The organism is Robiginitalea myxolifaciens, assembly GCF_900115205.1.
Classification (GTDB): Bacteria; Bacteroidota; Bacteroidia; order Flavobacteriales; family Flavobacteriaceae; genus Robiginitalea; species Robiginitalea myxolifaciens.
This window is the reverse complement of sequence record NZ_FOYQ01000001.1, coordinates 1,460,720-1,474,681: the sequence shown is the minus strand read 5'-3', so window position 1 is coordinate 1,474,681 and position 13,962 is coordinate 1,460,720. Positions and strand designations below refer to the sequence as shown.

General features: G+C 50.8%; 12 protein-coding genes. 5 read left to right on the top strand and 7 right to left on the bottom strand.

Translation table 11 applies throughout. The annotated features are described in order from the left end of the window. Positions 1-37: 37 nt before the first annotated feature. Positions 38-421: a TraR/DksA family transcriptional regulator gene (locus tag BM318_RS06490; RefSeq protein ID WP_092981624.1), complete on the bottom strand. Its 384-nt coding sequence runs from the start codon at positions 419-421 to the stop codon at positions 38-40. Between the two features lie 3 nt (positions 422-424). Next, a complete protein-coding gene (gene ileS / locus BM318_RS06485) occupies positions 425-3,811 on the bottom strand; it encodes an isoleucine--tRNA ligase (protein WP_092981622.1) in 3,387 nt (1,128 codons plus the stop codon). A gap of 134 nt (positions 3,812-3,945) precedes the next feature. Between ileS and BM318_RS06480 the strand changes: the two genes are divergently transcribed. Next, complete coding sequence (locus BM318_RS06480) at positions 3,946-4,266, top strand: hypothetical protein (protein ID WP_092981621.1); 321 nt, start codon at positions 3,946-3,948, stop codon at positions 4,264-4,266. A gap of 53 nt (positions 4,267-4,319) precedes the next feature. Here BM318_RS06480 and BM318_RS06475 read toward each other — a convergent pair whose 3' ends face one another. The 4 genes from BM318_RS06475 to BM318_RS06460 all read right to left on the bottom strand — a co-directional run bounded on the left by BM318_RS06475 (position 4,320) and on the right by BM318_RS06460 (position 10,211). Beyond that, complete coding sequence (locus tag BM318_RS06475) at positions 4,320-6,746, bottom strand: TonB-dependent receptor (protein WP_092981619.1); 2,427 nt, start codon at positions 6,744-6,746, stop codon at positions 4,320-4,322. Beyond that, the gene (gene recO / locus BM318_RS06470; protein WP_092981616.1) at positions 6,730-7,449 is read right to left on the bottom strand and encodes a DNA repair protein RecO; all 720 of its coding nucleotides are present in this window, start codon (positions 7,447-7,449) and stop codon (positions 6,730-6,732) included. The genes BM318_RS06475 and recO overlap by 17 nt, the downstream gene beginning before the upstream one ends. Before the next feature lie 111 nt (positions 7,450-7,560). Continuing rightward, on the bottom strand, positions 7,561-8,913 hold the full coding sequence (gene gdhA, locus BM318_RS06465) for an NADP-specific glutamate dehydrogenase (protein ID WP_177218266.1): 1,353 nt from the start codon (positions 8,911-8,913) through the stop codon (positions 7,561-7,563). A gap of 146 nt (positions 8,914-9,059) precedes the next feature. Beyond that, positions 9,060-10,211 carry a cystathionine gamma-synthase gene (locus BM318_RS06460; RefSeq protein ID WP_092981613.1) on the bottom strand — a complete coding sequence of 384 codons (1,152 nt, stop codon included), beginning with the start codon at positions 10,209-10,211 and terminating at the stop codon, positions 9,060-9,062. A gap of 104 nt (positions 10,212-10,315) precedes the next feature. On the opposite strand from BM318_RS06460, the gene BM318_RS14305 reads away from it, so the two are divergent. The 3 genes from BM318_RS14305 to BM318_RS06440 are packed head-to-tail and all read left to right on the top strand — an operon-like array spanning position 10,316 to position 12,335. Continuing rightward, a complete protein-coding gene (locus BM318_RS14305) occupies positions 10,316-11,089 on the top strand; it encodes a DUF3298 and DUF4163 domain-containing protein (RefSeq protein ID WP_177218265.1) in 774 nt (257 codons plus the stop codon). Then, complete coding sequence (locus BM318_RS06445; protein WP_092981611.1) at positions 11,086-11,439, top strand: arsenate reductase family protein; 354 nt, start codon at positions 11,086-11,088, stop codon at positions 11,437-11,439. The genes BM318_RS14305 and BM318_RS06445 overlap by 4 nt, the downstream gene beginning before the upstream one ends. Next, positions 11,436-12,335 carry a DMT family transporter gene (locus BM318_RS06440; RefSeq protein WP_092981610.1) on the top strand — a complete coding sequence of 300 codons (900 nt, stop codon included), beginning with the start codon at positions 11,436-11,438 and terminating at the stop codon, positions 12,333-12,335. The genes BM318_RS06445 and BM318_RS06440 overlap by 4 nt, the downstream gene beginning before the upstream one ends. A gap of 4 nt (positions 12,336-12,339) precedes the next feature. Here BM318_RS06440 and BM318_RS06435 read toward each other — a convergent pair whose 3' ends face one another. Continuing rightward, complete coding sequence (locus BM318_RS06435; protein ID WP_092981608.1) at positions 12,340-12,816, bottom strand: acyl-CoA thioesterase; 477 nt, start codon at positions 12,814-12,816, stop codon at positions 12,340-12,342. 135 nt (positions 12,817-12,951) lie between these two features. Between BM318_RS06435 and BM318_RS06430 the strand changes: the two genes are divergently transcribed. Then, the gene (locus BM318_RS06430; RefSeq protein ID WP_092981606.1) at positions 12,952-13,926 is read left to right on the top strand and encodes an NAD(P)H-dependent flavin oxidoreductase; all 975 of its coding nucleotides are present in this window, start codon (positions 12,952-12,954) and stop codon (positions 13,924-13,926) included. The last annotated feature ends 36 nt before the right edge of the window (positions 13,927-13,962 follow it).

The window sequence follows — 13,962 nt, the reverse complement described above, 5'->3', positions numbered from 1 at the left end:
CAGGGAGCAAAAAAAACGCCCTGGCGGGCGTTTTTGATTACTTCTGCATGTTCTTGGCCTCGATACTAAGCGTGGCATGGGGAACGAGTTTCAGGCGTTCTTTATTAATGAGCTTTCCGGTAACGCGGCAAATCCCGTACGTTTTGTTCTCAATGCGCAAGAGGGCATTCTTCAGGTCGCGGATAAACTTCTCCTGACGGATGGCCAACTGGGTGTTGGCTTCCTTACTCATGGTTTCGGAGCCTTCTTCAAACGCCTTGAACGTAGGAGAGGTATCATCGGTACCATTATTCCCGTCGTTCATATATGCGCTTTTTAAGAGCTCCAAATGCTGTTGAGCTTTCTCTATCTTCTCTTCGATTATTCCCCGGAATTCCTCCAGGTCCTTGTCCGAGTAACGAACTTTTGTATCCTGTGCCATATCCTAATTTTTTTTAATCAATAATTTGGTGCTTACCTCATCAAATGCAATAGCCGTTCCTTCTTCTAAACGCTCTTCGAATTGCAATTCGTCGGTAAGTGTTTCGGATTTTATGTACCCCAGATTGCTCTTTACAGCCCGCTCGAGTAAATCGTCCTTTAAAAATTTAATGTCGATCCTATCGGTAACCTCAAGTCCCGATTCCTTTCGCAAATTCTGAATGCGATTGACCAGCTCCCGGGCGATGCCCTCTTGCTTCAGGTCCTCATCTATCGTTATATCCAGGGCTACGGTGGTGGACCCTGAGGAAGCTACCAGCCATCCTTCAATGTCCTGAGAGCTTATTTCTACGTCTTGTAACTGTAATATAATGTTTTTAGTATCCAATTCCAGCACGAATTCGCCCTCCCGCTCAATTTTTTGGATATCCTCCTGGCCCAGACGGGCAACAGCGGCAGCAATGGCCTTCATGTCGGCGCCGTATTTAGGTCCAAGGGTCTTGAAATTGGGCTTTATCTGTTTTACCAGGATATCCGAGGCATCATCCAATAGACTGATTTCCTTAACGTTGACCTCGGCCTGGATCAAATTCGCAACGGCTTGGATCTCTTCGCGCTCCTGCTGGTCACGAATAGGGATCATAACCTTTTTCAGGGGCTGGCGCACCTTGATTTTCTCCTTCTGGCGAATGGAAAGCACCAGGGAGGAAATGGTTTGAGCCCGTTCCATGCGGCGCTCTAAGGCTTTATCTATAGCTTTTGGGTCAGCAACCGGAAAATCGGCCAGGTGCACACTGTTTTCTGTCCCATGCAAATCGGAATAAAGCCGATCCATATAGAACGGGGCAATAGGCGCTCCTAAACGCGATACTGTCTCCAAACAAGTCCAGAGTGTCTGGTAAGCGGCAATCTTATCCGGGCCATACTGCCCTTTCCAAAAGCGGCGGCGACACAGGCGAACATACCAGTTACTCAGATTTTCCTGTACGAAATCCGAAATGGCACGGGCGGCACGGGTGGGTTCATAATCGGCGTAGTAGCCGTCAACAGCTGTGATCAGGCTGTTGAGTTCGGAAAGGATCCAACGGTCAATTTCCGGGCGCTCCGACAGGGGGATTTGATCCTCCTGGTTGGTAAACGCGTCGATATTCGCATAGAGTGCGAAAAAGGAATACGTATTGTACAGGGTGCCGAAAAACTTTCGTTTTACTTCGACCACCCCGTCCATATCAAACTTCAGGTTGTCCCAGGGGTTGGCATTGGCAATCATATACCAACGCGTCGCATCTGCCCCGTGGGTGGCTACCGTAGTAAAGGGGTCTACGGCATTCCCCAGGCGCTTGGACATTTTCTTGCCCTCCTTATCCAGGACCAGGCCATTGGAAACGACATTCCGGTAGGCTACCGAATCAAATACCATGGTGCCGATAGCATGCAGGGTATAGAACCATCCGCGGGTTTGGTCTACTCCTTCGGCGATAAAGTCGGCTGGGAAGGTAGCCCCGGTATCGATCAATTCCCGGTTTTCGAAAGGATAGTGCCACTGGGCATAGGGCATGGATCCGCTATCGAACCAAACATCGATCAGGTCGGATTCCCGATACATGGGTTGTCCGGAAGCAGAACGCAAAACAATGGCATCGACCCGGTTTTTATGCAGGTCTATCTTTTCGTAATTCGCTTCACTCATGTCCCCGGGAACAAAGTCCGGGAATGGGTCGGTTTCCATCAGGCCGGCGGCAATGGATTCGGCTATGGCCTCCTTCAAGGCAGCGGCCGAACCGATGATCCGTTCCTCTTTGCCATCTTCCGTCCGCCAGATCGGCAAAGGAATCCCCCAGAATCGCGAGCGGCTCAGGTTCCAGTCGTTGGCGGCGGCCAGCCAGTTACCAAAGCGCCCCTCTCCGGTGGCTTTGGGTTTCCAGTTAATCTCGTTGTTCAGGGCATGCATCCGATCCCGCACTTCGGTAATCTTGATAAACCAGGAGTCCAGCGGATAATAGAGTACAGGCTTATCGGTCCGCCAGCAATTCGGGTAACTGTGGGTATATTTTTCGACTTTAAAAGCCTTGTCTTCTTCTTTCAGGCGAATGGCAATTTCCACATCTACCGAGCGCTCCGGGGCCTTTCCCTCCTCGTAGTACTCATTCTTAACATACTTCCCTGCCAATTCCTTTAGCTCCGGGCGGAAACGTCCCTGGAGATCAACCAGGGGGACTGCTGTTCCCTCCTCATCGAGCACAAGCATGGGCGGTACCTGAGGTTCTGCTGCCTGCGCAGCCTTCATATCGTCTGCCCCGAAAGTAGGCGCGGTATGAACAATCCCTGTACCGTCCTCCGTAGTAACAAAATCTCCGCCGATCACGCGAAAGGCATGCTCCGCATTCTGATACGGCAGCGCGTAGTTGAGTAGTTGTTCGTACCGGATGCCGATCAGGGCTTCCCCTTTTATATTTTTAAGCCTGCGATAAGGTATTTTTTTATCGCTGGTGGAATAGCTTGGGAATGGCTCTCCCTCAGCAATTTCCACATAATGCTGGTCAAATTGCTTGGCCACCAGGGCCTCTGCAAGTATGGCCAGCATCGGGCTACCGGTGTAGCGGTTATAGGTTTCCACCAGGCTGTAATCAATCTTTGGCCCTACGGTCAGGGCTGTATTTGAGGGCAGGGTCCAGGGTGTAGTGGTCCAGGCCAGCAAGTAAATTGGCTTGTCCAACCCCTGTAGTTCCTCAGGCAGGGTTTCCGGGATTGCAGCAAACTGAGCCGTTACGGTCGTGTCCGTTACATCCTGGTAGGTTCCGGGTTGGTTCAGCTCATGCGAGCTGAGCCCCGTTCCGGCCTTGGGCGAATAGGGCTGAATCGTATACCCTTTGTAAAGGAGGTCTTTGTTATATATCTGTTCCAGAAGCCACCAAACCGTCTCCATGTATTTGGAGGTGTAGGTGATATAGGGATCGTCCATGTCTACCCAATAACCTATCTTCTCGGTCATATCGTTCCAGACATCCGTGTAGCGCATCACGGCCTTACGACAGGCTTCATTATACTCTTCTACCGTAATCTTCGTGCCGATGTCCTCCTTGGTGATCCCCAGTTCCTTTTCTACGCCAAGTTCAATGGGTAACCCATGGGTATCCCATCCCGCTTTGCGCTTTACCTGAAATCCCTTCATGGTCTTATAACGGGGGAAGATATCCTTGATCGCCCGTGCCATTACGTGGTGAATTCCCGGCATTCCGTTCGCCGATGGAGGTCCTTCGTAAAAAACATAGGACGGCCCGCCTTCCCGAATACTAACGCTTTGCTCAAAAACCTTTTTGGCTTTCCAAAGCTCAAGCGTTTCTTCGGCAACGGCCGGTAAATCGAGTTGTTTGTACTCGCGGAATTTCATGGCAATTGTAAACTAAGGTCTGAATCTTAAAGTGCGCAAAATTAGTGATTTCAATGGAATTAGCGACGGTGCTAAACGTCCAAAAACCTCATTTTTACGTATATCTTTACAGAACTAAACACTAAAGTAACATTATGAAGAAGCTATTTTTTACCCTGTTGACCCTGACTTTTATCTCTGCAACTGCCGTTTCCTGTCGGGAAACTGCTGAAAAAACCGAGGCAGAAGAGACCATGGAGCAACTTGGAGAAGACATGAAAAACGCCGCCGATGACGCCAAAGAAGGCATTGAAGAAGCTGCCGATGGTATGAAGCAAGCTGGTGAAGATGCCGTAGATGGCATGAAAGACGCCGCTGATGAGATGGGCGACAAAATGGAAGAAGCTGGCGAGAAAATGAAAGACGCTGCCAACGACGCCAAAGAGGAGATGAAAAAGGCTGTCGACAGCTTGTAACCTCAGCATTGAAATACTACAAAACCGGGACATTTGCTCCCGGTTTTTTTATGTCAGAGTTCTACGCGCAGACCGGCGATCAGGTTAAAGCCCGGGGCGGCAATCCCCGATGAATAGGTTCGATAGCGCTGATCGGTAATATTCTCAAGAACCAGACTCAGGTGATACCGCTGCCGGAAGGTATAGGCGGAACGCAGATTGATGGTATACCATGAAGGGCTATAAGGATTGCCCTGGGCGTCTGTGGCGTAAATAAAGGCCTTATTGCGTTCCGAAAGTGCCAAATCATCAAAGGGAATCTCACCGTTGTAATTCAGGACCAGGGCTGCCTTGAGCGGATAGGCGTTGTAATTCAGGGACAGGTCGGCAAAGGTGGGAGCTACATGCCGGGCTGCATACTCCGCCCCGCTATCGTCCTCCTCAACACCTTCCGATAGGGTAAGATTTCCACTCATCCCCAGGGATTCATTCATAATGGCATCGAATCCAAATTCGAAACCATAAATGTACGCCCGGGCTGCATTTTGAATCGCCTGAACATTACTCAGCACCCCATTATAAAATATGGTGCGCTGGCCGTTGAGTTCGAAATCCCGGCGAACCAGGGCATCTACGAGGTAGGTGTAGTAGGCTGCCCCTTTGAGTATCAATTTGTCCCCAAAATTTTGCCGCAAGCCCACCTCTGCATTATAAGCATACTCCGCTTCCAGCTCGGGGTTCGGGACCACCACTGAACCGGGCTCCGAATCGAAGATCTTGCCGATGTCGTCGATGTTGGGGGCGCGGAAAGCCGTGGAGCCGTTCAGGGTTATCTGGGTGTTGCGCGCAGGGAACCAACTCATCCCTACACTACCGGTAAGGGCTCCATTATCGAGGTTGGCATCCTGAAAGGGGAAATCGTAGAACTCCTGGTCAAAAGTTGCACTGATCCAGGTATGGTTGTAACGCGCCCCGGCCAGGAAGGAGAGCGCAGGATCCGGTTTGTAGATGAGATTCAGGTACCCTGCTGCACTCTGCCAGGTAGAACCATCGGGATAACGGGAGGCAGCAGGCTGGACACTACCGTCTGACCGATTGATGGCCGACCCCTCAGAGCCTACCCCGTTAAAGAGATACTCAAGTCCGTAAAAGACTTGCCATGGACCATTTTTTCGCGTCTCCAAATCCAGGTTAAAGGATAAGGCATCTACGTTCTCTTCGGTTCTGAATAGGGTGTCCTCGTTAAAGTTCCGTTCATTCCTGCTTTCCCCAAACCGCTGGTAGGCCAGGCCAATTTTCAGCCCCTCGTATAGCTTTCCCCTCCCGGTATGTTTGGCCTGAAAATTACTCATAAACCACTGCTGGGGGCCATAGTACCATTCTGCGGAACGCAGGGTTCCCGGTTCGGTTCCGGGGCGGATAAGGCGGTCGTAGCGATCAAAATCCGAGGTTTCGGACCAGTGTAATCCCAGTTTATACTCCCATTGCCTGCCTGGCCGGTAAATTAACTTTTGCATGGCATTCCACTGGGAATACCCGCTTGGAAGCTGTCTTCGGGGATTGGGATTAGGAACGAGCTGGTCGGCCTCCCGACCGGGGACTACATAGAAAGGCCTCAGGTATTCTTCGGGCCCATGGGAACCCATCCTCAGGTCACCAAAACTATTGAAGGTTAAACTGGAGAGGGAAGCCCATTTTTGCCTGCTCAGCTCGAGCTTGCCATGCAGGGTTTGTTCCCAGGAAGCGGTCGCCGTTCGATATGCCGCCGTACCGCTAACCCTCAGGGAATCCTCTGCGATCAGACGGGGGGAACGGGTGTAAAAATTCATTACCCCTCCAATGGCATCACTCCCGTAGATCACCGATCCGGGTCCAAAGAGGACCTCTGTATTACTGAGGGTATAGGGGTCTATCGAAATCACATTCTGCAGGTTCCCCCCTCGGAAAATTGCATTGTTCATCCGCACCCCATCGACTGAAAGCAGCACGCGATTAGTGGCAAATCCGCGGATCATAGGACTCCCACCGCCAAACTGGCTCTTTTGAACGAACACTTTGCCAGACTGCATAAGCACATCGGCCGCAGTTTGAGGATTGGCCAATGCAATGCTGGATGCGTCTATCGATTCCACCTTCTGAGGAACCTCCCGTTTTTGTTGTTCCCAGCGGGAGACTGACATAACCACTTCAGGAAGTTCCTCCGGTTTTATTTCCATATATAACCGGCCGCCGCTACGCAAAATGGCGTTTTTGGTTTCGATCAGGGTTTGATAACCGATATGTCTGAAGCTTATCCGTTCGCGGGACGAAAAGGCGCTCAGGTCACAAGTCCCATCTGCCTCAGAAATAGCCGTTTTGGTCCGGTCCCGGTTAAAGACGGCGACATCCCCCAGGGGCATACCGCTTTCCCGGTCCAGAATGGTTATTTGCTGGCCAAAGAGAAAAACAGGATATAAAAGAAGCAGTACGAGTAGCCTGCAACCGTTAGGAAAACACCTCATCCAATACGTCTAATGATCTGGGTTTGCGAAATCCCTGCAAATGTATCTCGTAATAATTAATCAGCGAGCGGAGTAGCTCCCGCCGTTGCATTTTGTTCATTTTTACTGTTTCAATACCATCAAAATTTATGCCTAAGAGCTGTCTGAAGAGAGAAACTTGTTCCCCACTAATTCCCGGCCCGGCGGGCGGGTAAGTTGTAAATGCTCCTTCGACCATATCGAAATACCCGCCTTCCTGGTAGGAATCGTCCGGGTAAAACCCCAGATATCGGGTAAGTCCGATTAAGAATAACACGTGGAAATTTGCGATGGGATTGGAGCCGTCCAGCCAGGTCAGCGCCGATTGGATATACCGGTAGAGCATGGGGTCGGGAGCCTCCTCCCGCAAGGATTGACTTAGGGTTTCTGCCAGGAAGATCGCGATAGCGCTTTTATGGATGTCTGTGGGAATAGTCGTGTAGGGAATTCCCAGGGTCGCTTCCTTCAGGTAACCCAATTTGCCGTTTCGCCCGGGCACGGCAATTACCTCTAACTGCGATAAGGGTTGAAATAGTCCGGGGCTTAACTTTCCTTTTCTCCTGCCCAGGATGCCTTTGAGCATGCATTGCAACAGTCCGGTTTCCTGACCATACAACCGCACAATCAAACTGTTGTCCCCGTACTTAATCGAGGAAAGAACAATGGCAGGGGTGGCCAGGGCCATGCTATCCAAATTTAATTCCCTCAAAGATAGAAGCATTTTACTCGAGGCGCGGCCGGAAAAGCAAAAAGGCCGGTAACCCGGCCTTTCGCAATTGTAAATTTTTGTTTGGAATCAGATTACCCCCTGGGCCAACATCGCATCGGCAACTTTCACAAAGCCAGCAATGTTTGCTCCCTTAACGTAGTTGCAATAGTCTTCCCCTTCCATTCCATATTCAATACAGCTGTCGTGAATATCGGACATGATTGCCTTAAGGCGTTGGTCAACCTCTTCCCGGGTCCAGCTGATCCGCAGGGAATTCTGAGACATCTCCAAACCTGAAGTTGCTACCCCTCCGGCATTGGAAGCCTTTCCGGGTGCAAAGAGGATTTGGGCATCGTGGAAGGCGTGGATAGCTTCCGGGGTCGAGGGCATATTGGCCCCCTCGGCAACACAGACGCAGCCATTGGCTATCAATGCCTTGGCATCATCTCCGTCCAGTTCGTTCTGAGTAGCACAGGGCAGAGCAACGGTACATTTAACTTCCCACGGGGTTTTCCCTTCGTGGTAGGTAGCCGAAGGATATTGCTCCACATACTCACTAATTCGCCCGCGGCGATTGTTTTTCAGATCCATTACCCAGGCCAACTTTTCTTCGTCGATGCCATCGGCGTCGTGGATATAGCCACCGGAATCGGAGAGGGTGAGTACTTTTCCTCCAAGTTGGAGCACTTTTTCCGCGGCAAACTGGGCCACATTCCCGGATCCGGAGATTACAACATCCTTACCTTCCATGGAATCCTTTCGGGTCTCCAACATATTCTGGGCAAAATAAACAGTCCCATACCCGGTTGCTTCCGGTCTGATTTTAGAGCCTCCCCAGGAGAGTCCCTTCCCGGTCAATACCCCGGTAAATTCGTTGCGCAGTTTCTTGTACATCCCAAAGAGGAATCCAATTTCCCGCGAACCGACTCCGATATCCCCTGCAGGAACATCGGTATTGGGTCCGATATGCCGGCACAACTCGGTCATGAAAGCATGACAGAACCGCATTACCTCATCGTCGGATTTTCCTTTAGGGTCAAAATCTGAGCCCCCTTTACCGCCACCCATGGGCAGGGTTGTAAGACTGTTCTTGAAGACCTGCTCAAAGGCCAGGAATTTCAGGATACTCGCGTTTACGGTCGGGTGAAAACGCAATCCACCTTTATAAGGTCCGATGGCGGAGTTCATTTGGATTCGATATCCCCGGTTTACGTGGATCTCCCCATCGTCATCGACCCAGGCTACACGGAAAGACAGCAATCGCTCAGGTTCAACCATGCGAAGCAGGATGTTTTTCCCGTTGTAAATCTCATGTTGGGCAATGTAAGGAATGACCGTATCAGCAACTTCCTGAACGGCCTGAATAAATTCCGGCTCATGGCCGTTTCGGGTTTTCACTTCCTCCATGAAATCCGCGATTTTCTTTTCGATCTCGGTCATAACTACACCTGTGATTATGGAATTAAAAATTTGAAGGTAAAATTATGGGTTTTCCCCAATATCAACTACACATTTTTGAAAATTTGATAATTGACTTCCGAATAATAGGGTTGCCAGTGAAAAATCCTTAATCCAATCCTGAGCAATTAACCCAGGGCCTGTGCCAGGTCTGCGATTAAATCGTCTGCATGCTCAATGCCCACACTCAATCGAACCAGGCCATCCGTTACCCCACTTTTCTCCCGTTCTTCTTTGGGTATACTGGCGTGAGTCATACTGGCTGGATGTCCCGCCAGGCTCTCTACCCCTCCGAGCGATTCCGCCAGGGTAAATACTTTCAGGGCACTGACTATTCGGCGCGCATCTTCCAGATCTCCCTTTTTGGTCACAAAGGAAATCATCCCGCCAAAGCCGTCCATTTGCCGCTTTGCAATATCATGATTGGGGTGCGTTGGAAAACCAGGCCAGTAAACCCGGTCAATTTTGGGATGTGTTTCGAGGTATTTGGCGATGGCTTCCCCGTTTTCACAATGGCGTTGCATTCGCAGGTGGAGGGTTTTGATCCCCCGCAGCACCAGGTAGCTGTCCATGGGGCCGCATACTCCTCCGCTTGCGTTTTGCAGGAAGTACAATTTGTCGGCCAGGTCCTTGTCTCGCACGACAAGGCCGCCGGCTACCACATCGCTGTGGCCTCCGAGGTATTTGGTAGCCGAATGCATCACGATATCGGCGCCAAGTTCCAGGGGCCGCTGCAGGTAAGGGGTGGCAAAAGTATTATCCACAGCCAACAGGATGTTGTGTTTTTTAGCCAGGGCGGCTACCGCCTCAATATCGATGACATTCATCATGGGGTTGGTCGGCGTTTCCACCCATATGAGCCGTGTATGCTCATTGATCAGCGGTTCCAGGGCAGCCACATCCTGCATCCCGGTAAAGTTGAATTTTATCCCCAGGGGTTCAAATACCCTTCGGAACAAGCGATAACTACCGCCGTACAGGTCATTGGTGGATAGCACCTCATCTCCAGGCGACAATAGTTTAATAACGGCATCCATGGCCGCCAGCCCACTGGCAAAAGCAAGGCCGTAATTTCCGGATTCGATGCTCGCCAGGGAACGCTCAAGGGCTGCGCGCGTAGGATTCCCACTTCTGGAATATTCATAACCCTGGTGGTCTCCGGGTGCCGACTGGGCAAATGTGGAAACCTGATAAATGGGTGGCATTACCGCCCCATAGGCTTTATCCGGCTCCTGCCCTCCATGGATGGAACGCGTATCGAATTTCAATTCCTCGTTCATGTGTTTCTCTCTTGTTTTTTACAAAGCTAGGATTATGTCGGTCGAAGTCCAACCACCTTACGGGAAATTGTACCTTTGGGCTCGCAACTCAGCATTTGAATTTTATGCACCGTAAACCAGGCTTTGCCCTCCTTCTTTTTACGCTACTTCTGTTCTTATCCTGTGGCGACGAACCCCATACGCTGGAATGGCAGGAAAAAGAATATTCGGGGGATAGCTGTTCGAATTGTCCGTCGGTAAACATCCGAATCCCAATGGGCCCTGAAGACAATCGCCTCGCCCGGCAGGTGAAGACCAGCCTGGAGGAAGAGATTATCTACTGGCTCGACTATGCGGAGTCTAACAAAGCCACTACTATCCGGGAAGCCATAGCCTCTTTTACGGCCGGGCATGCAGAATTGCAGGAGAAATTTCCGGATGAGACCGCCCCCTGGGAAGCGGATATTCAAGGGGAGGTTTCCTATTCCAGCCCACTGTTGTTGTGTATTTCCCTGGAAGGATACCTCTTTACAGGAGGAGCCCACGGTTATTCTTCCCTGCGCTATCTCAATTTCGACGCGGAAAATGCCCGCGAACTGGAGTCGGCTGAATTATTTGCCGATATAGCCGGGTTCACTTCCCTGGCCGAGATGGCTTTCAGAAAACAATACGAAGTGCCTGCCGACCAGGATATCAACAGTACGGGATTCATGTTTGAAGACAACCGTTTTTCCCTCCCGGAATCCATTGGTTTTGGGGAAGCCGGAGTATTGTTGCATTACGATCCTTACGAGGTCGCCTCCTATGCCGATGGACCGCTGTCCCTGACAATCCCATACCGCGAAGCGGCGCCATTCCTGAATCCGGAATATTCACCTGTCAATACTACATCGCCATGAAGGCCATTTACCACCTGAGTACCTGCAATACCTGTCAGCGTATCCTGAAAACCCTGAACCTGGGAAGTGATTTTACCCTGCGGGATATCAAAGACGAATCCATAACTCCTGAAGAACTCGAGGCCATGAAAGCCCTGGCGGGTAGTTATGAAGCGCTTTTCAGTAAGCGTGCCAGGCTTTACCGGCAACGCGGCCTACATGAAAAAACTTTAGGGGAAGCCGAATACAAAGCGCTGATCCTCGAACATTATACCTTCCTGAAACGTCCGGTCATCGTAGCCGGCGATCAAATATTCATCGGGAATACTGCCAAGACTGTGGCAGCAGCCACCGCGGCACTAGCCTCATGAGCAAAAGAACCCTGGCCATCCTCGCCGCCCTTGGGGCAACCACCATCTACGGGCTCAATCACACCATAGCCAAAGGAGTAATGCCGCATTACGTGCAGCCATTCGGTTTCATTTTCCTTCGGGTAAGCGGGGCCGCCCTCCTTTTCTGGTTGTTTTCCAGCCTTGGGCCAAAACAACGCATCGAGCGAAAGGACTGGGGAAGAATCCTGGTATGTGCGATATTCGGGATGGTCATCAATATGCTTGCCTTTTTCAAAGGACTGGAGCTATCCACTCCGGTGAATAGTGCGGTGCTGGTTACCCTGACCCCGATTATCGTGGTTGGCCTTTCGTTCTTTTTGATCCGGGAGCGCATTACCCTGTACAAGGCCTTGGGCATACTACTTGGCGGGTTGGGTGCCTTGGGATTGATCTTCCTCAATAAGCCCGAAGGATTTAATGCCCCGAATATTCCCCTGGGGAACACCCTGTTCGTGGTCAATGCAACCAGCTATGGGCTTTACCTCATTCTGGCCAAGAAACTCATCGAAAAATACCATCCCCTGGTCCTGATGAAATGGTTATTTACCCTTGCCTTTATTATTAATTTTCCGATCACCTTGCCGGAATTCCTGGAAATTCCATGGGCGGAAATCCCCGGGGACGGGCTGGCAGCCATTGCCTTTGTTATTCTGGGAACCACATTTCTGACCTACCTCTTCAATGTTTTTGCGCTGACCCAACTCAAGGCTTCCACGGTTAGCGCCTTTATCTATGCCCAACCCTTAATTGGTATTGCCTTTGCCCTGCTAACGGGAAAGGACAAACTCACACTGCTCAATACCATTGCAATGATCCTAGTGCTCAGCGGGGTGTATTTGGCGAGCCGGAGGCCCCGGATTCCACCCAGAACTTAAACGGCTATTCCAGATCCTTTGGCCTGCGTGCAAATTTTCGGGTGTCCTCCCGGGTTAACCAGCGAAAGTCTTCGGCTTTTTCCACGGCCATGGTAGCCTCCAGCAAATCTCCTTGGAGACTGCACAGTTTACGAGCCTTCATATCGATCCATCCGCCCATCATTTCACACTGGGCCTTGTGTTTCCCGGTGAAATCGTAAAAATTATGGAGGAATTCAAAGAACATCCCGTCCTTACTGAGACCCTTTAATTCCAGCGTAACACGAATGGGCGGACCGGGAAGGACTTCGCGGAAATAATACATATGCTCATAAAATACTACCGGGCCAATCCCTGCTTCTTTCATCGCGAGCGGGGTAAAACCATTGTCGTAGAAGTAAGACATCCGGGTATGGCTCATGAAATTGGTGTAGGCGCTGTTGGCCAGATGCCAGTTCGCGTCGAGGTCGCTCCATCGGACTTCAAAAGACTTAGAATACATATAGGGCTTTTGTATTAGGGTTACAAAAGTAGCAGAATTCGAGGGGCAGCTGTCAAATCCCGTCATGGATTGCGCATAAATTGTATTTTTAAGCGCCGTGGAAAATATGCTAACCTCCCGGCCTAAAATCAAATCATGTCCGAAAAAGCTTCTTTTATCCCTGACCTGCGTTTGCCAGCAGTGGCCGCACCTATGTTCCTGATTTCAAACCCCGCCCTGGTCGTGGAATGTTGTAAAAATGGAATCGTGGGAACTTTCCCGGCGCTCAACCAACGCAGCAGTGAAGGGTTCGAGGCCTGGCTCATTGAAATCCAGGAGGAATTAAAAGCCTACGAAGAAACAACCGGTAAAAAGCCGGCACCCTTTGGGGTAAATCTCATTGTCCATCCGACCAATCCCAGGCTGGAAGCCGATTTGAGGCTGTGCATGAAACACCGTGTTCCATTGATAATTACTTCCCTGGGGGCCGTTTCAGAAGTCGTCGATGCCGTGCATAGTTACGGCGGACTGGTCTTCCACGATATAATCAAGAAGCGACATGCCGAAAAAGCAGCCGCTGCTGGAGTCGATGGGTTGATCCTCGTAGCTGCCGGGGCTGGTGGACATGCAGGAACCCTGAATCCGATGAGCCTGTTGTCAGAAGTCCGGGCATTTTACAAGAAAACCATCCTGCTTTCCGGTTGTATCAGCACCGGTCGGGATATTGCCTCGGCCCTGCAGATGGGTGCCGATCTGGCCTATATGGGAACCCGATTTATCAATACTACCGAAAGTAATGCTCCTGAGGAATACCGCGATATGATTTCCGATGCCGGGGCCTCCGATGTGGTCTATACCGCGGCCATCTCTGGTGTACATGCCAACTTCCTGGCGAAAAGCCTGGAAGCAGCCGGCCTGAGCCAGGCCGATCTGGAAAAAGATCATAAAATCGATTTTGGGAAAGAACTGGACAGCGAGGCCAAAGCCTGGAAAACCATCTGGTCCGCAGGTCAGGGGGTTACCAGCATAGACGATAGCCTGCCCACCGCAGCGCTCATAGACCGCCTTGAAAATGAATTCATAGAAGCCCTGGAAGAACAGGCAACACGCCTGGCGAAGTACGCCCGGTAATTCCGCTAATTTTCCTCCCATCCATCTGACCAATAC

Bases quoted from the DNA above. Each gene is read 5' to 3' on its own strand.
- BM318_RS06440 (WP_092981610.1), top strand. From the start codon at position 11,436: ATGAGCAAAAGAACCCTGGCCATCCTCGCCGCCCTTGGGGCAACCACC.
- recO (WP_092981616.1), bottom strand. From the start codon at position 7,449: ATGGCCCTGGCCACCCCTGCCATTGTTCTTTCCTCGATTAAGTACGGG.
- BM318_RS06435 (WP_092981608.1), bottom strand. From the start codon at position 12,816: ATGTATTCTAAGTCTTTTGAAGTCCGATGGAGCGACCTCGACGCGAAC.
- BM318_RS06445 (WP_092981611.1), top strand. From the start codon at position 11,086: ATGAAGGCCATTTACCACCTGAGTACCTGCAATACCTGTCAGCGTATC.
- BM318_RS06475 (WP_092981619.1), bottom strand. From the start codon at position 6,746: ATGAGGTGTTTTCCTAACGGTTGCAGGCTACTCGTACTGCTTCTTTTA.
- BM318_RS06430 (WP_092981606.1), top strand. From the start codon at position 12,952: ATGTCCGAAAAAGCTTCTTTTATCCCTGACCTGCGTTTGCCAGCAGTG.
- BM318_RS14305 (WP_177218265.1), top strand. From the start codon at position 10,316: ATGCACCGTAAACCAGGCTTTGCCCTCCTTCTTTTTACGCTACTTCTG.
- gdhA (WP_177218266.1), bottom strand. From the start codon at position 8,913: ATGACCGAGATCGAAAAGAAAATCGCGGATTTCATGGAGGAAGTGAAA.
- BM318_RS06480 (WP_092981621.1), top strand. From the start codon at position 3,946: ATGAAGAAGCTATTTTTTACCCTGTTGACCCTGACTTTTATCTCTGCA.
- ileS (WP_092981622.1), bottom strand. From the start codon at position 3,811: ATGAAATTCCGCGAGTACAAACAACTCGATTTACCGGCCGTTGCCGAA.
- BM318_RS06490 (WP_092981624.1), bottom strand. From the start codon at position 421: ATGGCACAGGATACAAAAGTTCGTTACTCGGACAAGGACCTGGAGGAA.
- BM318_RS06460 (WP_092981613.1), bottom strand. From the start codon at position 10,211: ATGAACGAGGAATTGAAATTCGATACGCGTTCCATCCATGGAGGGCAG.